This window comes from Kitasatospora nipponensis (assembly GCF_039528135.1).
Taxonomy (GTDB): domain Bacteria; phylum Actinomycetota; class Actinomycetes; order Streptomycetales; family Streptomycetaceae; genus Kitasatospora; species Kitasatospora nipponensis.
Map to the genome: position 1 here is coordinate 1 of NZ_BAAALF010000126.1, position 24,965 is coordinate 24,965.

The following is a 24,965-nucleotide window of genomic DNA, read 5'->3' on the forward strand; positions in this document are numbered from 1 at the left end:
TCGGCCCGCAGGGCCTTCAGCAGCCGGCGCAGGGCCCGTGCGAGGGACTCGACGGGCTCGACGGGCGCCGCCGACCCGATGGGCGACGGCGCGGCGCGGGCCAGCCACGCCCGCCCCGGTGGCGCCCGAAGCCGTTCAGCACGTCCCCACCCCCGCTCTCCGCCCGGCGCGGGTCCGTCCGAGCACGACGGCGGGCGAGCCGGCGGTGGCGGCGGAGCCGGTGTCAGCGGGGTCGGTGTCAGCGGGGTCGATCGAGCGGCGCCGCAGCACGGCGACGGCGGACCGCAGGCCCGCCCGGTCCCCCGTCGTGCAGTGGATCCGCAGCACCACGCCCACGCCCCCGTCCCTTAGCGCGCCACGCCGATCGTTCCGGTCGGCGCCGAACAGCTGGCGCGGGGACCGTCACGGAAGCGACGATACCCAGTGCGGAGCCGGCCCGGGAGGGTCGGCCGGCCAGTTCTCCGAACTTCGGTTCGGAGCCGCCCGCCCCGGGCCGGCCGCCCCCACGGTCGGTCAGGTCTCGCTGCCCGCCAGGTAGACGCCGAACACCGCGCCCTGCGGGTCGCGCAGCACCGCGATCCGCGGCCCCTCCGGCATCGCCGTCGGCGGCATCAGCACCTCGGCGCCGGCCGTGGCGGCCGCGCTCACGGTGGCGTCCACGTCGGCCACCGAGAAGTACGGCAGCCAGTGCGGCGGCACCTCCGGCGGGAACTGCTCGCCCATCACGGCCATCCCGCCGAAGTCGGCGCCCTCCAGGCCGAACTGGGTGTACATCTCGCCGTGGGTGATGCTCCAGCCGAAGACCCGGTGGTAGAACGCCACCGAGCCGACCGGGTCGCGGGTCTGCAACTCGGCCCAGCCGAGCGAGCCGGGCTCGTTGATCAGCCCCGCGCCCGCGAACTCCCGGGCCTGCCAGATCGAGAAGACCGCGCCGCTGGGGTCGGCGAGGATCGCGAAGCGGCCCAGGTCGAGCACGTCCATCGGCTCCATCAGCGCCGAGCCGCCCGCCTCGGTGACCGCGGCCGCCGTCTCGTCGGCGCCGTGCACCGCGAAGGAGATGGTCCAGGCGGTCGGCTGCTCGGGGTCCGGACGCTGGACCAGTCCGGCCACCGGCGCCTCGCCCAGCGAGAACGTGGCGTACCCGCCCGCCTCGGGCCGCGGGTCGACCTCGGCCCGCCAGCCGAAGACCGTCCCGTAGAAGGCGGTGGCGGCCTGCGTGTCGGACGTGCTCAGTTCCACCCAGCACGGGGCTCCGGTGACCAGCCCGGTGTTCTTCATCTGAGTCCTTTCGTGGATGCCCCCGGCTTCAGCCGGGGGAGGAAGCGAAATTCCTGGGATCAGGACAGCCGGCTGCGATTGGTCGTCAAAGCGGACCGCAGTGCTCTGACCCGCAGGTTTGATCATTGATCTGTGGCGCCGCTAGTTTGTGGGGGGTGGCCACGACCCACATGAAGCGGGGTTATCGGTACCGCTTCTATCCGACCGATGCGCAGGCGGCTGAGCTGTCGCGCACGTTCGGATGTGTCAGGAAGGTCTACAACATGGCGTTGCAGGCCCGCACGGAGGCGTGGACGCTGCGCCGGGAGCGGGTCGACTACAACGCCACCAGTGCCATGCTGACGGCGTGGAAGAAGACCGAGGAACTGGCCTACCTGTCCGAGGTGTCGTCGGTTCCGTTGCAGCAGACGCTGCGGCACCTGCAGGGAGCGTTCGGCAGCTTCTGGGCCGGGCGGACGAAGTACCCGACGTTCAAGTCCCGGAAGAGGTCCCGGAAGTCCGCCGAGTACACCACCAGCGGTTTCCGCTTCCGTGACGGCGGGCTGACGCTGGCGAAGATGGCGCAGCCGCTGGCCGTCGTGTGGTCGCGTCCGCTGCCCGATGGTGCGGCGCCGACCACGGTGACCGTCTCGCAGGACGCTGCCGGGCGTTGGTTCGTCTCCCTGCTGTGCGACGACCGGCCGACGATGCCCACCCCGGTCAGCAGGGCGGTGGGTGTCGACGCCGGGATCACCAGTCTGATGACGCTCTCCACCGGGGAGAAGATCACCAACCCCCGGCACGAGCGCAAGGACCGCGAACGTCTCGCCAGGGCCCAACGGGACCTTGCCCGCAAAGCCGGAGGCGAGGGTGCCAATCGGGCGAAGGCCCGGCTCAAGGTCGGCCGGGTGCATGCCCGGATCGCGGATCGGCGCAGGGACTTCCTGCACAAGCTCACCACTCGACTCGTTCGTGAGAACCAAACGATCGTGATCGAGGACCTGACCGTCCGGAACATGCTCAAGAACCGCAAGCTGGCCCGCGCCATCAGTGACGCGTCCTGGAGCGAGATGCGGTCCATGCTGGAGTACAAGGCCCACTGGTACGGGCGCGAGGTGATCACCGTGGACCGGTGGTTCCCCTCGTCCAGGCTGTGCTCGGCGTGCGGCACCCTGCAGGACAGGATGCCGCTGAACGTCCGTGAGTGGACGTGCGGCTGCGGGAGGACCCACGACCGGGACGTGAACGCGGCCATCAACATCCTGGCCGCCGGACTGGCGGTTACAGCCTGTGGAGACGGTGTCAGACCTCAACGGAGCACTCCGGGCGGGCAGTCGTCGATGAAGCAGGAAGTCGTCCCAGCACCCCGCACACGCGGGGTGTCTCAGCCGCGAGGCTGAGGGGAATCTTCCCCCTTCAGGGGACAGAGGATGTCAACTGACGCTCCATCGGTTGGCGGCTGCGGACAGACCCTAGCCGTCCCGCCGCCCCGCCCCCGGCGCCGCGCCCGGGGCGGCGACCGAGTTCACCTGAGCCGCCGTCAGCCAGCCGGGCCGCCCGCCCCGCGCCGACGTCAGCCGGTCGCGCCCATCGCCCCGGCCGCCGTCGCCCGGCCGATCCGTGCGCCCATCTCCCGCAGGTGTTCGATCAGCTCGGCCGGCTCCTCCACCCGGAAGTCGCAGCCCAGCGCGAGCAGTCGGGAGGCCTGCCACTCCAGCGGGTCGGCCGCGCCGCGGATCCGGCAGCTGCCGGCGTCCAGCGGCTCCAGCTCGACGGGTGCCGAGCCCAGGCGCCGGGCGGCCTCGGCCGCCGACAGGGCCAGCACCGCCACCACCGGGTACGAGGGCGCGCTGCCGCGCAGCTTCTGCGCGACGTACGCGGCGGCGTCGGCGGCGGGCAGCTCGCGCGGCGCGGTACGGACTCCGGTGGGTCGCGGGGCGCTCATCCGGTCGGCGCGGAAGATCCGCCAGTCCTGGCGGTCGTTGTCGTAGGCGACCAGGTACCAGCGGCGCCCGGTGGCCACCAGCCGGTGCGGTTCGACCAACCGCCGGCTCGCGGCGCCGTCGCCCGCCCGGTAGCCGAAGCGCAGCTGCTCGCGGCCGGCCACCGCGGTGGCCAGCGCGGCCAGCAGCTCCGGGTCCACCTGCGGACCACCGCCGGGCAGCGGCACGGTGGCCGCGTTCAGGGCGCCGACCCGGTGCCGCAGCCGGGCCGGCAGCACCTGTTCCAGCTTGGCCAGGGCCCGCACCGAGGCGTCCTCGATGCCGCTGACCGCGCCGCCGGCCGCGGTCCGCAGCCCCACCGCGATCGCCACCGCCTCCTCGTCGTCCAGCAGCAGCGGCGGCATCGCCTTGCCGGCCGCCAGCCGGTAGCCGCCGATCGCACCCATCGAGGCCTGGACGGGGTAGCCCAGCTCGCGCAGCCGCTCGATGTCGCGCCGGATCGTGCGCGGGCTGACCCCGAGCCGCTCGGCCAGCTCGCTGCCCGGCCACTCGCGCGGCGTCTGGAGCAACGAGAGCAGGGTCAGCAGGCGCGCGGGGGTGTCCGTCATGGGATCCAGCATGCCGGAGAACTGGGACACGATCTGTCCTACATCGGCGATAGCGTCGGCGACGTCGTCGTTCGCACGTGTCGTTCCGAGAGGCAGAACTCCATTGACCACCGCACCCGCAGCCGTCATCGACCCGAAGTCGGGCGCACCCGACCGGCGGCGCTGGATCGCGCTCGCCATCGTGATGACCGCCTCGTTCATGGACCTGGTCGACGTGACCATCGTCAACATCGCGGTGCCCAGCATCCAGCACGGCCTGGGCGCCTCCTTCAGCGCGATCCAGTGGGTCACCGGCGGCTACGCGCTCGCCTTCGCGATCGGCCTGATCACCGGCGGCCGGCTCGGGGACATCTACGGCCGCAAGCGGATCTTCCTGATCGGCATCGGCGGCTTCACCCTCGCCTCCGCGCTCTGCGGGCTGGCGGGTGACCCCACGGTGCTGGTGGCCACCCGGATCCTGCAGGGCGGCACGGCCGCACTGATGGTCCCGCAGGTGCTCTCGATCATCCACGCGACCTTCCCGGCCGAGGAGCGCGGCAAGGTCTTCGGCCTCTTCGGCGCGATGGTGGGGCTCGGCGCGGTCAGCGGCCCGATGCTGGGCGCGCTGCTCACCGAGTGGAACATCGCCGGCCTGGAGTGGCGCCCGATCTTCCTGATCAACCTGCCGGTCGGCATCGCCGGCCTGCTGCTGGGCCGGCGCTACATCAGCGAGTCGCGCGCCGAACGCGTGCTGCGCCTGGACCTGGTCGGCATGCTGCTGGTCGCCGTCGGCCTGCTGATGGTGCTCTACCCGCTCACTCAGGGCCGGGAGTCCGGCTGGCCGCTGTGGGGCTTCGTGTCGATGGGCCTGAGCCTGCCGGTGCTGGCGCTCTTCGTGCGCTACGAGCAGATCAAGACCCGGCGCGACGGCTCGCCACTGGTGGAGCTCTCGCTCTTCAGGGTGCGCAGCTTCGCGGCCGGCGTCGGCGTGCAGCTGACCTTCGGCCTGGTCTGCGGGATCTTCTTCCTGGTCTGGACCCTCTACATGCAGATCGGCCTGGGCTGGAGTCCGCTGCGGGCCGGCACCACCGGCATCCCGTTCTCGCTGGCGGTCTCGGTCGCGGCCGGCCTGTCGGTGCAGGTCCTGGTGCCGCGGTTCGGCCGCAAGGTGCTGCAGGCCGGCGCGGTGGTGATGGCGGTGGGCGTGCTGCTCTACCTCTGGGAGGCGAACCGCTACGGTGCGGCCATCCACCCCTGGCAGATGGCCCTGCCGCTGGTGGTGATGGGCGCCGGGATGGGCCTGATCGTCGCCCCGCTGACGGACGCGGTGCTCAGCGAGGTGCCGCGCGAGCACGCCGGTTCCGCCTCGGGTCTGATCAGCACCACCCAGCAGCTGGGCAACGCGCTCGGTCTGGGCCTGGTCTCGGTGGCCTTCTTCGGGGTGGTGGACGACGCCCCGCACGACCAGGCGGTGGCGACGGTCTTCACCCACGCCTTCACCCACGCGATGTGGTGGCTGGTCGGCTGCCTGGCGGTGGTCTTCCTGCTGATGCTGGCGCTGCCCGCCCGCAACCGGCGCCTCGAACAGGCCCCGGGCGAGCCGGCGGACGGGCAGGACGCCGACGGGCAGGACGCGACCGGGCAGGATGCGACCGGGCAGGACGAGGTCGCCGTCGAGCTGGTCGGCTGAGCCGGCCCCCGTCGATCGACCCCGGCAGGGCCGGCACCGCGCCAACGGTGCCGGCCCTGCCGCACGTTCGGCTGCGCGGCGCGTTCAGGGGCCTGGGCTCGGCCGGCGGCTGGAGCCTCTGGGTCAACGGCGCCATCCCCTCGGGCACCCGGTTCTGGGTTGCCGTCAACGACCAGCCTGCCCACCCCTGGAACTGACGGACCGTCAAACCTCAGGGCCCGTCGCGGTGCAGGATCAGCAGCGCCGCGTCGTCCTCGGCCTCCAGTCGCTCGCCGAGGGTGTCGCGCAGGTGGTCGGCCAGCGCGGCCGGCCGCGCGGGACCGGCGGCCAGCACCTCGGCCAGCCGGTCCAGGCCCTGGTCCAGGTCCTCGCCCGGTCGCTCGACCAGGCCGTCGCTGTAGAGCAACAGGCTGTCGCCCGGCGCCAGGTGGAACGTGGTGCGCGGGTAGAGGGGCGGTCCCCACTCGGCCGGCAGTCCGAGGGGCGGGCCGCCCGCCACCTCGATCTGCTCCACCGTCCCGTCGGCGTGCCGCACCATCGGCGGCAGGTGGCCGGCGCTGGCCGCCCGGACCGCGCCGGTGGCCAGCGAGACCTGGGCGTAGAGACAGGTGGCGAACCGGTCGGCGTGCAGCTCGGTGAGGAACCCCGAGGCCCGCTTCAGCACGCTCTGCACCGAGTGCCCCTCGGCGGCGTAGGCGGTCATCGCGATCCGCAGCTGGCCCATCACGGCGGCCGCCTCCGTGTCGTGCCCCTGGACGTCGCCGATCGCCACCCCCACCGAGCCGTCCACCAGTTGCACCGCGTCGTACCAGTCGCCACCGATCCAGGTGCCGACCCGGGCGGTGCGGTAGCGCACGGCGAGCACGCCCCCGGTCAGCGTCGGCAGCCGGCGCGGCAGCATGGCGTTCTGCAGCCCGGCGGCGATCTCCCGGGACTGGTCGACCAGCATGGCCCGCTGCAGCGACTGGGCGATCGCGCTGGCGAGCGTGGTCAGCAGCGTGCGGTCCTCGCTGCTGAAGACCCGCCGGCCCTCGTAGACCAGGGCCAGGGCCCCGATCGGCCGCCCCTGGGCGGTCAGCGGCAGGAAGGCGGCGGCGGTCGCGCTGCTGTCGGTGAGCTGCTCGGCCAGGTCGGGGTAGCGGCGCAGGAAGGCCGGGCGCGAGGTGAAGAAGGCGGCCTCGCCGGAGCGCACCACGTCGTTCAGCGGCCAGGGCTCGGTCAGCCGGGCCCGGTGCACCTCGCGGATCCGCACGTTGACCTTGCCGACCGCGCCGACCAGCCGCATCCGCCCCTGGTCCAGCACCCCCAGGGTGATCCCCTGGGCGCCGAGCCGGTGCATGCTGCGCTCGCCGGTCAGCACCGCCACCACGTCGTCCACGGTCAGCGCGTCGGCCAGCGCCCGGGCCACCTCGCGCAGGGCGGCCTCCTGGCGCTGCCACTCCTCCTCGGCGGTCAGCCGCATCGCCGAGTGGGCCAGCTCCCGGGTCGCGTCGCGCACCACGCCGACCACCCGCGCGCCGCCGCCGTCCGGATCGCGCAGCACCTGGCCCTGGGTGTGCGTCCAGCGGATCGAGCCGTCCCGGCGCCGGACCCGGAAGTAGCTGCTGTAGGAGTCGCCGCGGCCCGCCGCGATGTCCTCGACCAGGTCGAGCAGCCGGGCCACCTCGTCGGCGGGGATCCGCGGCGACAGCGAGTGGGCCATCCCGTCGTACTCGTCGGGGCGCAGGTCGAAGACCTCCAGCCCGCAGGCGTCCAGCGTGAAGCGCCCGGTGGCGGGGTCCCACTCGAAGCAGCCGAACCCGTTGGCGCTCATCGCCTCCAGCCGGTCCAGGTGCGGGGCCGGGAGGCGGTCGGTGCGCCCGCTACTCGGCAGCGCCATGGAGCATCACCTGACTGGGGGCTGAGGTGGGGCGGAGCAGTTCCACCCTCGCCCCGGGGGTGACCCCCCGCCACCCGGAGGCGGCCACCCGGCCCGGGCGCCCACGGCCGGCGTCTCGATCGGCGAGCGGTCGGCGCCGCCCGCCGTCAGTCGCGCGCGCGGGGCCAGGGCCGGCCCTCGTGCCGCTCCACGCTGGTGTTGAACCGCTCCAGCGTCTCGCGCAGCTCCGCCAGCTCCCGCGGCTGCCAGTCGGCGAGCACCCGGCCGAGCGCGTCCAGTGCGCCGGCCCGGTCGGCCGCCAGCTGCTCGGCGCCCAGCGCGGTGATCCGCAGCTTGCGGGCGATGCCGCCCTCGGGGTCGGCGATCCGCTCCACCAGGTGGGCGCGGAGCATCGCCGAGGTCTGCCGGTTGACGGTCGAGGTGTCCAGCCCGAAGGCCTCGGCGAGCTGGCCGATCGACATCGGGCCCTGCACCTGCATCCGGCTGAGCAGGTGGTACGCCGAGCGGTCGAGCACCCGGCTGAAGCCGACCGGCTGGGCGGCCAGGCTGTGCCGGGAGATCAGCATCAGCTCCCGCTCGATCTCCCGCAGGGGCTCCTGCTCCCGACGCGGCTGCGCCATGACGTCCTCCGATTGCCGCTCGACCGGTTCGAGGCTACCGCCCGAGGCCCTCGTATGTATCCTGCACACCTTGTGCATTGTGCACATCAGAGGTCCGGGAGGCCCCGATGAACAGAGCGACGACCACCCCGCGCGGCGGACCGGTGGTCCCCGTGCTCGCCGCGGCGGGCATCGTGGTCGCCCTGATGCAGACCCTGGTGGTGCCGGTCATCCCGCAGCTGCCGGCGCTGCTGCACACCTCCGCGTCCAACGCCTCCTGGACCATCACCGCCACCCTGCTGGCCGGCGCGGTCGCCACCCCGGTGCTGGGCCGGCTCGGCGACATGTACGGCAAGCGGCGGATGCTGCTGGTCAGCCTCGCCGTCCTGGTGGCCGGCTCGGTGGTCTGCGCGCTGGCCGACTCACTGGCCCCGATGGTGGTGGGCCGCGCCCTGCAGGGCTGCGCGATGGGCGTCATACCGCTGGGCATCAGCATCATGCGCGACGAGCTGGCGCCCGAGCGGCTCGGCTCCGCGATGGCCCTGATGAGCTCCTCGCTCGGGGTCGGCGGCGCGCTGGGGCTGCCCGCCGCCGCGGCCATCGCCGAGCACGCCGACTGGCACGTGCTCTTCTGGGTCTCCGCGGTGATCGGCGCGGTGGTGCTGGCGCTGGTGCTGCTGCTGGTCCCGGAGTCCTCCCGGCTCACCGGCGGACGCTTCGACCTGGTGGGCGCGCTCGGGCTGTCGGCGGGCCTGCTCTGCCTGCTGCTGGCCATCTCCAAGGGCGGCGACTGGGGCTGGACCGGCGCCACCACGCTGGGCCTGGCCGGCGCCGCCGTGGTGGTCCTGCTGCTCTGGGGGGCCTGGGAGCTGCGCTGCCCGCAGCCGCTGGTCGACCTGCGGGTCTCCGCCCGGCGCCAGGTGCTGCTGACCAACCTGGCCTCCGTGGTGGTCGGCTTCTCGATGTACGCGATGTCGCTGGTCATGCCGCAGCTGCTGGAGATGCCCCGGGCCACCGGGTACGGCCTGGGCCAGTCGATGCTGATGGCGGGCCTGTGCCTGGGCCCCTCGGGACTGGTGATGATGGCGGTCTCGCCGCTGTCCGCCAGGGTGTCGGCGGCCTTCGGGCCCAAGGTCTCGCTGATGATCGGCTCGGCGGTGATCGCCTGCGGGTACGGCCTGGCCATCGTGCTGATGAGCGCCGCCTGGCAGATCGTGCTGATCGCGGCCGTCATCGGGGTGGGCATCGCCTTCGCGTACGCCTCGATGCCGGCGCTGATCATGTCGGCGGTGCCGGTCTCCGAGACCGCGGCCGCCAACGGCCTCAACACGCTGATGCGCTCGATCGGCACCTCCTCCTCCAGCGCCGTGATCGGCGTGGTGCTCGCGCACCTGACCACGCCGTTCGGGCCCTACCGGCTGCCCTCGCAGGCGGGCTTCCGAACCACCCTGGCGCTGGGCTGCGCGACCGCGGTGGCCGCCGTGCTGGTCGCGTCCAGCCGCCCGGGCCGCCGCGCGGGCGTCGGTGGGGGTCGCCGTGCGGTACGCCGCCCTAACCCGGGGCCCCCGCGCGGGCCCCGCCGCCGCGGCGCGGGCCGCCGCGCCCGCCGCCCACAGCGACACCCCGGCCCCCGCGGACGCCCGTCCGTAGGGCACGCCGACAACGCTTCGGGGTGACTCGCCGCGCGTCCCAGCGGGGAGGATCTGCGTGTGGAGACGACAGCTGGAACAACGGGTCTACGACTGGGTACCGCGCAGGGCCGCTGGGTGGTGGCGGCGGCGGCCCTCGGCTCGGGCATGGCGATGCTCGACGGCACGGTGGTCAACGTCGCGCTGCCGTCGATCGGCGCCGACCTCGGCGCCTCGCTGGCCGCGCTGCAGTGGACCGTCAACGCCTACCTGCTCACGCTGGCGGGCCTGATCCTGCTCGGCGGCGCGCTGGGCGACCGGTACGGCCGGCGCCGGGTCTTCGTGATCGGCGTCGTCTGGTTCGCCGGCGCCTCGGCGCTCTGCGCGATCGCGCCCGGAGTGGGCGTGCTGATCGCGGCCCGCGCCCTGCAGGGCATCGGCGGCGCGCTGCTCACTCCGGGCTCACTGGCCCTGCTGCAGGCGAGCTTCCACCCCGACGACCGGTCGGCGGCGGTCGGCGCCTGGTCCGGGCTCGGCGGCGTGGCCACTGCGGTGGGCCCCTTCCTGGGCGGCTGGCTGGTCAGCGGTCCCGGCTGGCGCTGGATCTTCCTGCTGAACGTGCCGGTGGCCGTGGTGGTGGCCTTCCTGACCGTCCGCCACGTGCCGGAGAGCCGCGATGAGCAGGAAGTCGGCCGGTTCGACGTCTCGGGCGCGGTGCTGGCCGCCCTCGCGCTCGGCGGGGTCACCTACGCGCTGACCGCCGCCGGCGAGGCGATCACCCCGGGGGTCTGGGTCTCGGCGGCGGCCGGCCTGCTGCTGGGCTGGGCCTTCGTGGTCGTCGAGCGGCGCAGCCCGCAGCCGATGCTGCCGCTCGAACTCTTCGACTCGCGCCTGTTCACCGCCGTGAACGTGGTGACCCTCGGCGTCTACGGGGCGCTGGGCGGCGTCTTCTTCTTCCTCCAGGTCCAGCTGCAGACGGTGGCGGGCTTCTCGCCGCTGGTCGCCGGGGTGGCGTTCGCGCCCGTCACGCTGCTGATGCTGCTCCTGTCGGCCCGCGCCGGACGCCTGGCCAACGTGATCGGACCACGGCTGCCGCTGACCGTCGGGCCGGTGGTCTGCGCGGCCGGCGTGCTGCTGATGATCCGGATCGGCCCGGGCGCCTCGTACTGGACGGACGTGCTGCCGGCCGCGCTGGTCTTCGGCGTGGGGCTGACGGCGCTGGTCGCCCCGCTGACCGCGACCGTGCTGGCCGCCGTCGAGGTGCGCCGGGCCGGCATCGCCAGCGGCGTCAACAACGCCGCCGCCCGCGCGGCCGGACTGCTCGCGGTCGCGGCCCTGCCGCTGCTCACCGGGCTGAGCGGCGAGCAGTACCAGCAGGCGGCGGCCGTCGACTCCGCCTTCCGCACCGCGATGCTGATCTGCGCGGGCCTGCTGGTGGCGGCCGGACTGCTGGCCGCCCTCACCGTGCCGGGCCGCCCACCGGCGGAGGCCGCCGAGCCGGACGGCACCTGGTACTGCGCGACGACGGGCCCGCCGGTGGACCCGGGACACGAGTGTCCGGGCTCGGCGGGGCCGTGAGCACTCCTCCTAGAGGATGTCGCCCGGGGCGTACTTGGCGGCCTCGGGGTAGCGGGTCGCGACGGCCTCGATCCGGCGGACCACCTCGGCCACCTGGGCCCCGGCCGCGCCGGTGAAGGAGAGCCGGTCGGCGAGCAGCGCGTCCAGCGCGGCCCGGTCCAGCGGCATCCGCTCGTCGGCGGCGAGCCGGTCCAGCAGCTCGTTCTGCCGCGCGCCGGCCCGCATCGCGAGCGCGGAGGCGACCGCGTGCTCCTTGATGATCTCGTGGCCCGCCTCGCGGCCCACGCCCGCGCGCACCGCGCCCATCAGCACCTTGGTGGTGGCCAGGAAGGGCAGGTAGCGGTCCAGCTCGGCCTCGATCACGGCCGGGAAGGCGCCGAACTCGTCGAGCACCGTCAGGAAGGTCTCCAGCAGGCCGTCGAAGGCGAAGAAGGCGTCCGGCAGCGCGACCCGGCGCACCACCGAGCAGGAGACGTCGCCCTCGTTCCACTGGTCGCCGCCCAGCTCGGCGGTCATCGAGGCGTAGCCGCGGATGATCACCGCCAGGCCGTTGACGCGCTCGCAGGAGCGGGTGTTCATCTTGTGCGGCATCGCCGAGGAGCCGACCTGGCCCTCCTTGAAGCCCTCGGTCACCAGCTCGTGACCGGCCATCAGCCGGATCGTCTTGGCCAGGCTGGAGGGGGCCGCGGTCAGCTGGACCAGCGCGGTCAGCACCTCGAAGTCCAGCGAGCGCGGGTACACCTGGCCGACGCTGGTCAGCACGTTGTCGAAGCCCAGGTGACCGGCCACCCGCTGCTCCAGCTCGGCGAGCTTGGCGGCGTCGCCGCCCAGCAGGTCGAGCATGTCCTGGGCGGTGCCCACCGGGCCCTTGATCCCGCGCAGCGGGTAGCGGGCGATCAGCTCCTCGAGGCGGGCGAAGGCCACCAGCAGCTCGTCGGCCACCGTGGCGAACCGCTTGCCGAGCGTGGTGGCCTGGGCGGCCACGTTGTGCGAGCGGCCGGCCATGACCTGCTCGGCGTGCTCGGCCGAGAGCCGGCCCAGCCGCACCAGCACGGCGACGGTGCGGTCCCGCACGTGCTCCAGGGACTGGCGCACCTGGAGCTGCTCGACGTTCTCGGTCAGGTCCCGGGAGGTCATCCCCTTGTGGATCTGCTCGTGCCCGGCGAGCTCGCTGAACTCCTCGATCCGGGCCTTGACGTCGTGCCGGGTGACCCGCTCACGGCGGGCGATGGACTCCAGGTCGACCTGGTCGAGCACCCGCTCGTAGTCGGCGACGGCCGTGGCGGGGACCTCGATCCCGAGGTCTTGCTGGGCCTTGAGGACGGCGAGCCACAGGTGGCGTTCCAGGACCACCTTGTGCTCGGGGGACCACAGCTGGGCCAGGGTCGCCGAGGCGTACCGGGAGGCCAGGACATTGGGGATCAGGGGCTTCGCGCTCACGCTTCGCAAGGTTAACAGCCGAGGTCAGCGCAGTCCGCGCGGAGGTCGGGCCTGCGCGCCCGACCGGCGCCCGCCGTCACAGTCCGGACAGGCCCTTGAGCAGGGTGGTGACGCCGCCGGCGAGCGCGAGCAGCAGGACGAACCGGCGGGCCGGCGTCTCCGGAACCCGCTCGGCCAGCGCCCGGCCGATCACCGCGCCCGCCACCAGGGCGGCCAGCACCGCCAGCCAGGCCGGGCCGGCCAGCCGCGGGCCGCCCTTGACCGCGATCGACAGGAGGTTCACCAGCAGGCCGTAGAGCTGGGCGTTGGGGACGAACTCGCGGACCGTCCAGCCCGCGTTCAGGGCGTAGAGCGAGATCGCCGGACCGCCCACGCCGGCCGAGGCGTTCATGAAGCCGCTGGCCGCGCCGGCCGCGAGAGCCCCGCCCGGCCCGCGCAGCGCGGCCACCCGGGTGCCCCGCATCACCAGCAGCACGGCCACGCTGACCAGCGCGCCCATCGCGGCCAGCAGCTGCGGCGCGGGCAGCCGGTCGGCCACCCAGGCGCCGAGCGGGACGCTGCAGGCCGCCGCGGCGATCAGCGGCAGCATCGCGGCCGGGCGGACCTGGCGCCAGCTGGTGGCCAGGCCGATCGCGCTGATCGCGCCGGCCGCGCAGTTGGCGAGCAGCACGCCCTGCGCCGGACCCAGCATCAGCGCCAGCGCGGGCGCGGCGACTAGGGCGAACCCGATCCCGGCCATCCGCTGCACCGAGGCCCCCGCCAGCACCACCACGCCGAGCAGCAGGTCGGCGTCCCCGCCCTGGATCGCCACGCGTCCCCCTCCGCCTCCGAACGATCCTCCGCCCCCGCCCCACCCCGGTGGTGGTCAGGCCTCCAGCAGCGGCAGGATCTGGTGGCACATCGCCAGCAGCGCGGCACGCTGCTCGTCGCTGAGCGAGTCCAGCGCCCGGTGCGCCTTGCTCATGTCGGCCCGGATCCTGAGCAGCACCTCGCGGCCCGGCTCCGTGATGGTGACGATCTTGACCCGGCGGTCGGCGGCGGCCGCCTCCCGGCGGGCGAAGCCGAGGCCCTCCAGCCGGTCGACGATGCCGGTGACGTTGGAGGCGTCGCACCCCAGCCGTCCCGCCAGCGCGCGCATCGGCACCGGCTCGGTCACCACACCCAGCGCCTTGGCCTGCGAGGAGCTCAGCCCGTGCCGGCCCGAGGCCGCGGCGAAGTCCAGGAAGTAGGCGGCGCTGACCGCGGCCACCGCCTCCATCAGTGTGGCGGTGGAGACCGGTGGTGCGGTCGGGGTTGCTGTGGTCGAGGGAGCCATGGGTTCAGGGTACGCACAAAAGCTTTAATCACTCCAGCTTCCCCCCGTCGGCTCAGTCCGCCCGCCGCTCGGCTCAGGCCACCAGCTGCGCGAAGAGCCGCTCCAGCTCGCCCGCCGGATCCGCGGTGAGCCCGGTGTGCACCGGCCCGGGCTGGACCACGGCGCTGCGCGGCGCGGTCAGCCAGCGGAACCGCCGGCCCGGACTGTCGCCGCGGGCCGAGCCGCCCGCCGCCCCGCCCGCGCAGACGCCCTCGATGCCGCGCAGCGCCCGCGCCACCGCGGCCAGGTCCACCGCCGGGTCCAGCGCCAGCAGCTTCGCCTCGGGCAGCAGGGTGCGCACCGCCAGCTCCTCGCGCCAGCGGCAGTAGACCAGCACGCCGAGGTTGACCAGCTCGCCGCGCTCCACCCGCGGCACCGCCCGGATCAGCGCGTACTCGTAGTCGTGGTACTCCACCGGATCCGCCGGGCTCGTCGAGGCGGGGCTCGTCGGGTCCGCGGGCGTCGTCGGCCGGTCCGTCACAGCGTCACCTCGTCCAGCGGGGGCAGCGGGGGCACCTCGGGCAGCGCCGGCAGCCAGTCCCGCGGACCGGCCAGCCGGGCGGTCAGCTGCGCGACGTAGGCGGCGCGGACGGCCTGCGGGTTCGCGAAGCCGGGCTCGTCGAGCAGGAACTCGTCGGGGATCGCCGCCGCCGCCCGCTCCAGCAGGGCGGGCGTGGCGAGCGCGGCCAGCCCCCGGCCCGCGGCCGCCAGGTCCGGCGCGAAGCGGACGAGCGCGTGGTCGCCGGCGTCGTACGGCCGGCGGATCCAGTTCGCCGCCCCGGCCCAGTGGTGGTGGAAGATCAGGCTGGCGCCGTGGTCGATCAGCCGGAGCGCGCCGCCGGCCACCAGCAGGTTGGGGTTGCGCCAGGACCGGTCCACGTTGCCGATCAGCGCGTCGAACCAGAGCACCCGCCCGGCCTGCAGCGGGTCCACCTCGAAGCAGAGCGGGTCGAAGTTGAACGCGCCGCTCAGGAAGGCCAGCCCCACGTTCAGCCCGCCGCTGGCCCGCATCTGCTCCTGGATCTGCTGCTCCGGCTCGCTGCGCGCGAGCACCGGATCGAGGTCCACGCGCACCAGCTCGGGCACCGGCAGTCCCAGCCCGCGGCCCAGCTCGCCCGCCAGCACCTCCGCCACCAGCGCCTTGCGGCCCTGCGCCGCACCGCTCCACTTGAGCGCGTACAGCTGGTGGTCGTCGGCCTCCACCAGGCCCGGCATGGAGCCGCCTTCTCGCAGTGGCGTCACATAGCGGACCGCCGTCACCTCACGAAGCACCCCCCAACCCTACCCATCCGCCGAGCAGCGGTGGCGGGCGCCCGGGGTGCGTGCGAGGGTGGCGAGGAGGTGGCCCCTCACCAGGTCGCGTGCTGCCGATTCCCTCCCAGGGAAGGACATCTGATGGAACGACCCCGGATTCTCGTGGTGGGCGGCGGCTTCGCCGGACTGGAGTGCGCCCGACGGCTGGAGCGCAAGCTCGCCGCCACCGAGGCGCAGATCACCCTGGTCGCCCCGTTCAGCTACCAGCTGTACCTGCCGCTGCTGCCGCACGTCGCCGCCGGGGTGCTCACCCCGCAGTCGGTCGCGATCTCGCTGCGCCGCACGCTGCACCGCACCGACATCATGCCGGGCGGCGCGATCGGCGTGGACCCGCGGGCGAAGGTCTGCATCGTGCGCAAGATCACCGACGAGGTGGTGGCCGAGCCCTACGACTACCTGGTGCTCGCGCCCGGCAGCGTCACCCGGACCTTCGACATCCCGGGCCTGGTGGACCACGCGCGCGGCATGAAGACGCTGGCCGAGGCGACCTACGTGCGCGACCACGTGATCGCCCAGCTCGACCTCGCCTCGGCCACCCTGGACCAGGCCGAACGCGAGTCGCGGCTGCAGTTCGTGGTGGTCGGCGGCGGCTACGCGGGCACCGAGACGGCGGCCTGCCTGCAACGGCTGACCACCGCCGCGCTCGACCGCTACCCCCGGCTGGACCCGCGGCTGATCAAGTGGCACCTGATCGACATCGCCCCGCGGCTGATGCCCGAACTCGGCGAGCACCTGGGCACCCGCGCCATGAAGGTGCTGCGCGACCGCGGCGTGGACGTCTCGCTGGGCGTCTCGGTGGCCGAGGTGAGCGAGCAGAGCGTGACCCTCACCGACGGGCGGGTGCTGCCGTGCCGCACCCTGATCTGGACCGCCGGCGTGGCCGCCAGCCCACTGATCGGCACCATGGACGCGGAGACCGTGCGCGGGCGGATCGCGGTGACCCCGGAGATGCGGGTGCCGCAGTTCGAGGGCGTCTTCGCGCTCGGCGACGCGGCGGCCGTACCGGACCTGGCCAAGGGCGACGGCGCGGTCTGCCCGCCCACCGCGCAGCACTCGGCGCGCCAGGGCCGCAGGGTGGCCGACAACGTGATCGCCGCGCTGCGCAACCAGCCGCTGGAGCCCTACTACCACAAGGACCTCGGCCTGGTGGTGGACCTCGGCGGCAAGGACGCGGTCTCCAAGCCGGTGGGCGTCGAGATGACCGGGGTGCCGGCCCAGCTGGTGGCCCGCGGCTACCACCTGATGGCGATGCGGACCAACGTGGCCAAGTTCCGGGTCGGCTGCAACTGGCTGATCAACGCCACCGCGGGCGACGACTTCGTGCGCACCGGGTTCCTGGCCCGCCAGCCGGCGCGGCTGCGGGACTTCGAGTACACCGGCGCGTACCTCACCAAGGAGCAGATCCGCGAGCACACCCGGGCGCTGCACGTCGGGCACTGACCCGCCGGGCACTGACCCGCCGGGGCGCCGGGGCGCCGGGGCGTCAACCTGACCGGGGCCGGACCGCTCGCACGAGCGGTTCGGCCTCACCCCTTCCGGTGAGCGCCGCGGCTCACGCGGTCCCGGCGGCGCCGGCAGCCGCTAGCGTCCGGTGCCCATGCGACCCCTGCGCCCGTCCTCCCTGCCGCTCCCCCGCCGCCGCGCCGTCCTCGGTGCGGGGGGGGTCGTGCCCGCGCTGGCGGCCCTCGCCCGGCCCGCGGCGGCCACCGCCGCGCCCGCCGCCCCCTCCCCCGTCCCGTCCCCCGGGCGGCGCGCCGACCCCGAGCCGCTCCCGTCGGACGCGGCCGTGGCCCGCGAGGTGCGCGCGGAGTTCCTGCACAGCTGGCAGGGCTACCGGCAGGCCGCCTGGGGCTACGACGAGGTCCGTCCCGTCTCCGGCGGCCGCCACGACTTCTTCGCCGCCGGCCACAGCTTCGGCCTCTCCGCCGTCGAGGCGCTGGACACCCTGTGGGTGATGGAGCTGGACGAGGAGGTGGCGCAGGCGGCCGACTGGATCGAGGCCCACCTCGACCCGGTCGCCGATGTCGACATGCCGGTCTTCGAGTCGGTGATCCGGCTGGTCGGCGGCCTGCTGGCGGGGTACCTGTGCACCGGGCGGCCCGAGTTGCTGACCCGGTGCCGGGAGCTGACCGACCGGCTGCTGCCCGCCTTCACCGCCTCGCCCACCGGCATCCCCTACACCCGGGTCAACCTGCGCACCGGGGCGGTGGCGGGCACCGCGCCGCCGCTGGCCGAGATCGGCAGCAACGTCGCGGAGTTCGGGCTGCTCTCGCGGCTGACCGGCGACAGCCGGTACGTCGACGCGGCCAAGCGCGCCTACCGGGCGGTGCTGGAGCGGCGCAGCTCGCTGGACCTGCTGGGCACCACCCTGCACACCGAGACCGGCCAGTGGCTGGACGACGTCTCCTGCGCGCCCAACCCGCCGGTCGACTCCTTCCACGAGTACCTCCAGGTCGGCGGCGAACTGCTGGACGATCGTGAACTGCGCGACTGGTACCGGCTGTTGACCGACGCGGTGCTGCGCCACCAGTTGGTCGAGCAGGACGGGCTCAGCTGGTTCCGGCAGGTCGGCGCGCAGGACGGCCGGCCGCGCGGGACCAACCAGTCGGAGCTCGGCTCGTTCTACGCCGGACTGCTCGCCAAGGGCGGCGACCTGGCCACCGCCCGTTCCTACTACCGCTCCTGGACCGCGCTGCTGGACCGCCACCCGGTGCTGCCCGAGCAGCTGGACTTCGCCACCGGCGAGGTCCGATCGGCCCGCAACGACCTGCGTCCCGAGTACGCCAACGCGGCCTTCGACCTGTGGCGGCTGACCGGCGACGAGGAGTACAAGCGCACCGCCTACCGCTACTTCGACGCGCTGCGCACCCACCTGCGGGTGCCGGGCGGCTACACGGTGGCCGAGGACGTGACCGGCTCGCCGATGCGGCTGGGGGACCTGACCCCGGGCTACTGGTTCGCGGAGAACCCCAAGTACCTCTACCTGATGTTCGCCGCGGCGCCGCGCTTCGACTACGCGCGGGGCCTGCTCTCCACCGAGGGCAAGATCCTGCGCGGCGCCGTGCGCCCCGGCGCCTGACCGCCGGGCGCCGGACACGGGACGGCCGCAAAGCCGGGTGCCGGACCCCTGGGACGGGGTCCGGCACCCGGACCTCAGGAGGCGTTCAGGTACATCCCGGAGGCGTCCCTGCCCGGCGTGTTGCGGCAGGCGTAGTTGCCCTGGCTCTGGGCCCAGAGCAGGCTCAGGCACCGGCCGAGCGCGAGCTGCCCGTAGTAGTTCGGGTGCATCGACTCCTGCACCGCGCCCTGGGTGGTCATCCCGACGTCGACGAAGCGCGCCCACTCGCTGGTGGTCGCCGACGGCGCGCTGCCGGAGGCGGCCAGCGCGGTGGCCGTGGAGCAGACCTCGCGTCCCTGCAGCAGGTCGCGCAGGTCCAGGAACTGCACCCCGCGGTCGGCCGCGACCGCCGCGAGCCGGTCGGAGACCTCGGGGACCATGGTGTCCCGGGCCCAGTCGGAGTCCGCGTCCCAGAACGGGCAGCCGCCGGTGTTGACGCGCGACCAGCCGCTCTCCGAGTACCGGTTCTCCGAGCTGCGCGGGATCGGCGAAGGGTAGGACTGCAGGACGATCCGGTAGGAGCCGGCCGCGTACCCGTCGGCCGACATCACCGTGCGGATCGCGTCGATCGACCGGCCGACCCCGTCCATCGCGGCGTCCATCTTGGCGTCGATGGCGCTCTGCTGGTCGTCGTGGCAGTAGGAGTACCAGACCACGTAGTCCTTGGCGCAGGCGGTGATCACGTCCGAGAAGCCGAGGTCGTTGCCGCCGATGGACAGGGTGATCAGCTTGACGGTGTTGTGCGCCGCCACGGTGGCCAGCTGGTCGGCCTGCGGGGCCTCGCCCTTGAAGCTCTGACCGCCGTCGGCCGCCCGGATGACGTTGGCGGTGGTGGCGCCGGAGCAGGCCAGGTTGACCGTGCTCTGGGCGATGCCGGTGGCGCCGGTGACCTCGGCCGAGTTCGAACGGTCGCACCCGTTCGAGGCGGTCGAGCCGTAGACCCGGGTCGGGTCGTAGCCGCTGCCGGTCCAGGCCCGGTCGGTGCCGCTGCGGTTGCCGCTGCTGGTGTCGCTGTTGCCCATCCAGCGTCCGGCCTCGCCGGAGATGTAGCTGTCGCCCATGGTGACGCTCGCGGTGGGACCCGAGACGGCGTGGGCGGGGGCGGCCACGGCCAGCAGGCCGCTGGTGCAGAGCGGGAGCGAGAGCAGGGCGGCGAGCAGCCGCTTGGTTCTGGGGGCGCGCTTGGTGCTGGTTCTGCGTTCGAGCACGGCGGAACTCCTGCGATCAGCGGCACCCGCATGTGGGGATGGGGGTGCCGCTACGAGTGAGGGTGGGCCGCCGGCCGGTGGCGCGAAGAATGTGACATGCGCGCGGTTGTTACCGCTAGGTATCTGCAGCACCTATTTCGCTCTGTTACCGGTGGGTTCAGATCTGTCGCGAACCGCCTCCGGAGCCGCCGCGCACCGCGCTGAGCACGGCGGCGAGGTCCGCGGCCAGCTGCGGGGCCCGCTCGGCCGGGAGCCGGGCCACCGTGATCCGGATCCCGGGCGGGGCCTGCAGCCGGAAGCCGGCACCCGGGGAGACCGCCCAGCCGCGCTGCAGCAGACCGACCACCACCGCGGTCTCCTCCGCCACCGGGACCCAGACGTTCACCCCGCTGCCGCCGGTGGCCGCGATGCCGTGGCCGGCCAGCGCGGCCAGCAGTGCCTCGCGCCGCTCGCGGTAGGCGCCGGCGACCTTCGCCAGCGGGGCCGCGTCGGTGCGCCAGAGTTCGGCGGTGGCCTGCTGGAGCAGGTGGCTCACCCAGCCGGTGTCCAGCCGCTGACGGCCCAACAGCCGGTCCACCGTCTCCTGATCACCCGTCAGAACGGCCACCCGCAGGTCGGGGCCGAACGCCTTGGCCATCGAACGGATCACCACCCAGTGCGCGGTGACGGGCCGTCGGTCCGGGTCGCAGGAGAGCGGGGCGAAGGGCAGCTCGGTGATGCCGTGCCCGTGGTCGTCCTCGATCAGCAGGGTGGCGGGGTGGCCGGCGAGCACCGCGCGCAGCTCGGCGGCGCGCTCGGCGGTGAGCGCGGCGCCGGTCGGGTTCTGCGCGCGGTTGGTGACGATCAGCGCCCGGGCGCCGCCGGCCAGTGGGGCGGCCACCGCCTCGGGGCGCGGACCCGCCTCGTCCAGGGCGACCGGCACGGCGCGCAGGCCGTGCGCGGGCAGCAGGTCCAGCAGGCTGGCCCAGCCCGGGTCCTCGACGGCGACCGCGTCGCCGGGGCGCAGCCGGCCGGCCAGCTCCCGGGCGATGGCGTCCAGCGCGCCGGCCGTCACCGCGAGTGCGCCCGGTGCGAGCGCGTCGGCCTCGAAGGAGGCCCGGGCCAGCTCCAGCAGTCCGGCGTCGGCGGCCGGATCGCCGTAGAGGACCGGCCGGCGGTCGGCCGCGGCGGGGGCCACCGCCAGCGCCGGGCCCAGCGGCGGCAGCAGCGCGGGATCCGGGTTGCCGGCGGCCAGGTCGTGCGCGCCCGGCGGCACCGCGGGCCGGACCCGGTCGCGGTGGGTGGTGACCGGACGCGGGCGGATCCGGCTGCCCTTGCGGCCGGCCGTCTCGATCACCCCGCGGTCGCGCAGCAGCCGGTAGGCGGCGGCCACGGTGTTGGGGTTGACCGCCAGCTCACCGGCCAGCTCGCGCAGCGGCGGCAGCGTCTGGCCGGGCTCCAGTTCGCCGGCCGCCACCGCCCGCTCCACGTCGGCGGCGATCTCCGTGGCACGCCGGCCCTGAATCCGATAGTCTCCTAGCACAAAGATCAGTATGCACTAGTGCAGAGGGGCTGTCATGTCGGACACCACCGCGGTGAGCCAGCAGCAGGACGAGCGGGCCGGCGGCGAGCGCCCGGACGGCGGCGAGGGGGCCGGCGCCTACGCCCGCACCCCGCGGACCACCCCGACCCGCTACCGCGAGCGGGCCAGCTGGGAGCGGGCCGAGATCCACGCGATCCTGGACAGCGCCTGGGTCTGCCACCTCGGTTTCGTGGCCGACGGCGCGCCGGTGGTGCTGCCCACCATCTTCGCCCGGGTCGAGGACCGCCTCTACCTGCACGGCTCCACCGGCAGCCGCCCGCTGCGCGCGGCCGGCGGCGAGGAGGGCCTGGCGGTCTGCGTGACGGTGACCCAGGTGGACGGCATAGTGCTGACCAAGTCGGCCTTCAACCACTCCGTCAACTTCCGCTCGGTGGTGGCGCACGGCGTCGCCCAGCAGGTCACCGACCCGCAGGAGCTGGCACTGGCGCTGGACGCGCTGGTCGACCAGGCCGTGCCGGGCCGCTCGGGGGACGTGCGGCCCGGCAACCCCAAGGAGCTGGCGAAGACCGCGGTGATCCGGCTGGTGCTGGACGAGGTCTCGGCCAAGACCCGGGCCGACGGCGCCGACGACGACCCCGAGGACGAGGACCTGCCGTACTGGTCCGGTGTGGTCCCGGTCAGCACCGTCTACGCCGCGCCGATCCCGCACCCCGGGACCGAGCGCGAGCTGCCCGGCTACCTGCGCGACTTCCGCCCGAGCGGCGCGGCGCGCTGAACCCCGGGGCGGGCCCCCGGGACCCCGACGGGGGAAGGCGACATCTCCGTTTCATTGCGGAGAAGTCGGGCAGCCGACTGGTCTGATGGTCCGGATCACGTCCGCTCGCCTCCCGGGAGTCCGCCCTGTCCAGTTCCGCGCCGGCGCAGCCCGCCGACACCGCCCATCTCGGCCATGTCGTCTTCATCTCCGCCGCCGCGGCCATGGGCGGCTTCCTGTTCGGTTACGACAGCGCGGTGATCAACGGTGCCGTCACCGGCATCCAGAAGCACTTCAACGTGGGCAACGGCGAGACCGCCTTCGTGGTGGCCATCGCGCTGCTCGGCTCGGCGGCCGGCGCGGTGGCGGCGGGCTGGCTGGCCGACCACCTGGGCCGGGTGCGGACCATGCTGCTGGCGGCCGTGCTCTTCGCGATCAGCGGCGTCGGCTCGATGTTCCCGCCCAGCGTCCAGGTGCTGGGCGTGTGGCGGGTGGTGGGCGGAATCGCGATCGGCATCGCCTCGGTGATCGCGCCCACCTACATCGCCGAGGTCGCGCCGACCGTCTACCGCGGCCGCCTGGCGTCCTTCCAGCAACTGGCCATCGTGCTGGGCATCACCGTCTCGCAGCTGGTCAACTACGCGCTCAACCAGGCCGCCGGCGGCGAGTCCACCGGCCACCTCGCCGGCATCCAGGCCTGGCAGTGGATGCTCGGCGTCGAGACCGTCCCGGCCCTGGTGTACGGCGCCCTGGCGCTGGCGATCCCCGAGTCGCCCCGCTACCTGATCTCCACCGGACGCGAGGACCAGGCCCGCGTCGTGCTGCGCGGCGTGGAGGGCGAGGGCGTCGACATGGACGCCCGCCTGTCGGAGATCCGCGCGGTGCTGGACACCACCCACAAGCCGCACCTGCGGGACCTGCTGGGCGGGCGGTTCGGCCTGCTGCCGATCGTCTGGGTCGGCATCGGCGCCTCGGTCTTCCAGCAGTTCGTCGGCATCAACGTGATCTTCTACTACTCCTCGCTGCTCTGGCAGTCGGTCGGCATCGACGAGAGCAACTCGCTGCTGATCAGCCTCTCCACCTCGATCGTCAACGTGATCGGCACGGTGATCGCGATCACCCTGGTGGACCGGATCGGCCGCAAGCCGCTCGCGCTGGCCGGCTCGATCGGCATGGCCGCCTCGCTGGGCACCGCGGCCTGGGCGTTCTCCTACCGCAGCGGCACCGGCACCAGCGCCACGCTGCCCAGCCTCCAGGGGACCGTGGCCCTGGTGGCCGCGCACGTCTTCGTGCTCTGCTTCGCCTTCTCCTGGGGCGTGGTGGTCTGGGTGCTGCTCGGCGAGATGTTCCCCAACAAGATCCGCGCGCTCGCCCTCTCGGTGGCCGCCTCGGCCCAGTGGATCGCCAACTGGGCGATCACCGTCAGCTTCCCGAGCCTGTCGGACTGGAACCTGTCGGCCACCTACGTCATCTACGCCTGTTTCGCGCTGCTCTCGATCCCCTTCGTGGTCTTCTGCATCCGCGAGACCCGCGGGCGGGCGCTGGAGGAGATGGGCTGACCCGGCGGGTGCGGGAGGCGGCGTCGGCCACCGCCGCGGCGGTGGCGCGACACGCCGCAAGCGGGCCGGAACTGACGGACAGCCGGCTTCCGCGCCGCATACCATCGTCCCCGCGGGCCGCAGCGGCCCCTCCCGTGCGGTGCCCCGGCGCCGCGCCAGCGGCTGACCAGGAGACCCGATGGCCGACCCCGCGCAGAACGTCAGCTTCCCCGGCGACGGCGGTCAGGCGCACGGTTACCTCGCGCTCCCCGAGGCGGGCAGCGGGCCCGGGCTGCTGGTGGTGCAGGAGCGGTGGGGCCTGACCACCCATCTGACCACCCTGGTGGACCGGTTCGCCGCCGAGGGATTCGTCGCGCTCGCGCCCGACCTCTACGACGGCGCCACCACCCACGACCCCGCCGAGGCCGCCGAGTTGCTCCGGCGGCTGCCGGCCGAGCGGGCGGCGCGCGAGCTGCGCGCCGCGGTGGACTTCCTGCTCGGCCACCCGGCGCTGTTGGGCGACGCGATCGCGGTGGTCGGCTTCTGCATGGGCGGCGGCCTCGCGCTGCACCTGGCCGCCCAGGAGGGCGACCGGGTGGCGGCCGTCGTCCCGTTCTACGGCCTGCCGCGCGAGTCCGACTACGACTACCGGGGCCTGACCGCGCACGTGCTGGGCCACTTCGCCGAGCAGGACCGCGCCCTGACGCCGGCCACCGTCGACGAAGCGGCGATCCGGATCGGCGAGGCCACCGACCGTCGCCCGGAGATCCACTTCTACCCCGCCGGGCACGCCTTCATGAACGACGAGAACCTGTCGGGTACCTACGATCCGCTGCAGGCCCGGATCGCCTGGCGGCGCACGCTCAGTTTCCTGCGCGGGCACCTGGGCTGACGGCGGCGGGCCCCCAAGAGCCGTCCCACATGCGCTTTCCCGTGCCCCGGCACCGTTGACCGACGACCCGTCAGTAACGTTGTACCCGCCCGTACCGTGGACAGCCGTCGATGCCACCGTCATAGTCGGGCGAATGCCGAACCGAACCGAGGACCGCGCCCGCCGCTTCGCCTGGGCCGGACGCAGCTACCTGATCCAGACCGGCGCCACCGTGGTCAGCGGACTCGGCAACGCCGGTGCCCCGATCGCCACCGCCTTCGCGGTGCTGCGCATGGGCGGGGGCGCGGAGGCGATCGGCTACGTCACCGGCGCGCGGCTGGCCGCCACCGTCCTGTTCCTGCTGATCGGCGGCGCGGTGGCGGACCGGCTGCCGCGGCACCGGGTGATGGTGGCCGCCAACGTCGGCAACGCGCTCTCCCAGGGGGTGCTGGCGGTGCTGGTGCTGGGCGGCTCGGCACGCCTGTGGCAGGTGGTGGTGCTGGCCGCGGCCGGGGCGGTGGGCCAGGCGTTCTACGCGCCGGCCGCCGAGGCCGTGATCGTCGAGGCGGTCGACCCGGAGCAGGCCGGCCGGGCCTTCGCGATCTTCCGCACCGCGCTGAACTCCTCGCAGATCGGCGGCGCGGCGCTGGGCGGGACGCTGGCCGTGGCGGTCGGCCCGGGCTGG

At 74.0% G+C, this 24,965-nt stretch carries 23 protein-coding genes; 11 read left to right on the top strand and 12 right to left on the bottom strand.

The features are described 5' to 3' along the window. Window positions 1–135 precede the first annotated feature (135 nt). Window positions 136–336 carry a hypothetical protein gene (locus ABD323_RS27785; RefSeq protein ID WP_344444715.1) on the bottom strand — a complete coding sequence of 67 codons (201 nt, stop codon included), beginning with the start codon at window positions 334–336 and terminating at the stop codon, window positions 136–138. Between the two features lie 177 nt (window positions 337–513). Next, on the bottom strand, window positions 514–1,278 hold the full coding sequence (locus ABD323_RS27790; RefSeq protein ID WP_344444716.1) for a VOC family protein: 765 nt from the start codon (window positions 1,276–1,278) through the stop codon (window positions 514–516). A gap of 170 nt (window positions 1,279–1,448) precedes the next feature. Here ABD323_RS27790 and ABD323_RS27795 point away from each other — a divergent pair, with 170 nt between their 5' ends. Next, entirely contained in the window at window positions 1,449–2,657 is a 1,209-nt protein-coding gene (locus ABD323_RS27795; RefSeq protein WP_344444733.1) for an RNA-guided endonuclease InsQ/TnpB family protein, read from the top strand. 173 nt (window positions 2,658–2,830) lie between these two features. Here ABD323_RS27795 and ABD323_RS27800 read toward each other — a convergent pair whose 3' ends face one another. Next, on the bottom strand, window positions 2,831–3,808 hold the full coding sequence (locus tag ABD323_RS27800; RefSeq protein ID WP_344444717.1) for a helix-turn-helix transcriptional regulator: 978 nt from the start codon (window positions 3,806–3,808) through the stop codon (window positions 2,831–2,833). Between the two features lie 184 nt (window positions 3,809–3,992). Here ABD323_RS27800 and ABD323_RS27805 point away from each other — a divergent pair, with 184 nt between their 5' ends. Next, on the top strand, window positions 3,993–5,477 hold the full coding sequence (locus ABD323_RS27805; RefSeq protein WP_344444734.1) for an MFS transporter: 1,485 nt from the start codon (window positions 3,993–3,995) through the stop codon (window positions 5,475–5,477). 47 nt (window positions 5,478–5,524) lie between these two features. Further along, window positions 5,525–5,674: a hypothetical protein gene (locus ABD323_RS27810; protein ID WP_344444718.1), complete on the top strand. Its 150-nt coding sequence runs from the start codon at window positions 5,525–5,527 to the stop codon at window positions 5,672–5,674. Window positions 5,675–5,688: 14 nt separating this feature from the next. On the opposite strand, the gene ABD323_RS27815 is transcribed toward ABD323_RS27810, so the two are convergent. Beyond that, on the bottom strand, window positions 5,689–7,356 hold the full coding sequence (locus ABD323_RS27815; protein WP_344444719.1) for a SpoIIE family protein phosphatase: 1,668 nt from the start codon (window positions 7,354–7,356) through the stop codon (window positions 5,689–5,691). 146 nt (window positions 7,357–7,502) lie between these two features. After that, window positions 7,503–7,976, bottom strand: coding sequence for a MarR family winged helix-turn-helix transcriptional regulator (locus ABD323_RS27820; RefSeq protein ID WP_344444720.1), 474 nt, complete (start codon window positions 7,974–7,976; stop codon window positions 7,503–7,505). A gap of 107 nt (window positions 7,977–8,083) precedes the next feature. Between ABD323_RS27820 and ABD323_RS27825 the strand changes: the two genes are divergently transcribed. Further along, window positions 8,084–9,631 carry an MFS transporter gene (locus ABD323_RS27825; RefSeq protein WP_344444721.1) on the top strand — a complete coding sequence of 516 codons (1,548 nt, stop codon included), beginning with the start codon at window positions 8,084–8,086 and terminating at the stop codon, window positions 9,629–9,631. 33 nt (window positions 9,632–9,664) lie between these two features. Next, window positions 9,665–11,161: an MFS transporter gene (locus tag ABD323_RS27830; RefSeq protein WP_344444722.1), complete on the top strand. Its 1,497-nt coding sequence runs from the start codon at window positions 9,665–9,667 to the stop codon at window positions 11,159–11,161. A 9-nt stretch (window positions 11,162–11,170) separates the two neighbouring features. Here the strand turns inward: ABD323_RS27830 and purB are convergent, their stop codons facing one another. From purB to ABD323_RS27855, 5 genes are all read right to left on the bottom strand, one after another. Then, complete coding sequence (purB, locus tag ABD323_RS27835) at window positions 11,171–12,601, bottom strand: adenylosuccinate lyase (RefSeq protein ID WP_344444723.1); 1,431 nt, start codon at window positions 12,599–12,601, stop codon at window positions 11,171–11,173. 76 nt (window positions 12,602–12,677) lie between these two features. Beyond that, a complete protein-coding gene (locus tag ABD323_RS27840) occupies window positions 12,678–13,412 on the bottom strand; it encodes a TSUP family transporter (protein WP_425556182.1) in 735 nt (244 codons plus the stop codon). 54 nt (window positions 13,413–13,466) lie between these two features. Next, a complete protein-coding gene (locus ABD323_RS27845) occupies window positions 13,467–13,916 on the bottom strand; it encodes a MarR family winged helix-turn-helix transcriptional regulator (RefSeq protein ID WP_344444724.1) in 450 nt (149 codons plus the stop codon). A gap of 73 nt (window positions 13,917–13,989) precedes the next feature. Beyond that, window positions 13,990–14,370 (bottom strand): DUF3037 domain-containing protein, encoded by a 381-nt coding sequence (locus ABD323_RS27850; protein WP_344444736.1) that lies wholly within the window; start codon window positions 14,368–14,370, stop codon window positions 13,990–13,992. Between the two features lie 62 nt (window positions 14,371–14,432). Continuing rightward, window positions 14,433–15,227 (bottom strand): HipA family kinase, encoded by a 795-nt coding sequence (locus ABD323_RS27855; protein WP_344444725.1) that lies wholly within the window; start codon window positions 15,225–15,227, stop codon window positions 14,433–14,435. Between the two features lie 123 nt (window positions 15,228–15,350). Here ABD323_RS27855 and ABD323_RS27860 point away from each other — a divergent pair, with 123 nt between their 5' ends. Further along, window positions 15,351–16,709 carry an NAD(P)/FAD-dependent oxidoreductase gene (locus ABD323_RS27860; protein WP_344444726.1) on the top strand — a complete coding sequence of 453 codons (1,359 nt, stop codon included), beginning with the start codon at window positions 15,351–15,353 and terminating at the stop codon, window positions 16,707–16,709. 157 nt (window positions 16,710–16,866) lie between these two features. Further along, a complete protein-coding gene (locus ABD323_RS27865; RefSeq protein WP_344444727.1) occupies window positions 16,867–18,348 on the top strand; it encodes a glycoside hydrolase family 47 protein in 1,482 nt (493 codons plus the stop codon). Window positions 18,349–18,422: 74 nt separating this feature from the next. On the opposite strand, the gene ABD323_RS27870 is transcribed toward ABD323_RS27865, so the two are convergent. Beyond that, complete coding sequence (locus tag ABD323_RS27870) at window positions 18,423–19,595, bottom strand: GDSL-type esterase/lipase family protein (RefSeq protein ID WP_344444728.1); 1,173 nt, start codon at window positions 19,593–19,595, stop codon at window positions 18,423–18,425. Between the two features lie 157 nt (window positions 19,596–19,752). Beyond that, entirely contained in the window at window positions 19,753–21,117 is a 1,365-nt protein-coding gene (locus ABD323_RS27875) for an aminotransferase class I/II-fold pyridoxal phosphate-dependent enzyme (protein WP_344444729.1), read from the bottom strand. A 34-nt stretch (window positions 21,118–21,151) separates the two neighbouring features. Here ABD323_RS27875 and ABD323_RS27880 point away from each other — a divergent pair, with 34 nt between their 5' ends. The 4 genes from ABD323_RS27880 to ABD323_RS27895 all read left to right on the top strand — a co-directional run. Next, the gene (locus tag ABD323_RS27880) at window positions 21,152–21,892 is read left to right on the top strand and encodes a pyridoxamine 5'-phosphate oxidase family protein (protein ID WP_344444730.1); all 741 of its coding nucleotides are present in this window, start codon (window positions 21,152–21,154) and stop codon (window positions 21,890–21,892) included. 203 nt (window positions 21,893–22,095) lie between these two features. After that, window positions 22,096–23,430 (top strand): sugar porter family MFS transporter, encoded by a 1,335-nt coding sequence (locus tag ABD323_RS27885; protein WP_425556183.1) that lies wholly within the window; start codon window positions 22,096–22,098, stop codon window positions 23,428–23,430. A gap of 178 nt (window positions 23,431–23,608) precedes the next feature. After that, window positions 23,609–24,301 (top strand): dienelactone hydrolase family protein, encoded by a 693-nt coding sequence (locus ABD323_RS27890; RefSeq protein WP_344444731.1) that lies wholly within the window; start codon window positions 23,609–23,611, stop codon window positions 24,299–24,301. Window positions 24,302–24,434: 133 nt separating this feature from the next. Continuing rightward, window positions 24,435–24,965 (top strand): MFS transporter (locus tag ABD323_RS27895; protein WP_344444732.1); only part of this gene is annotated, 531 nt, incomplete at its 3' end.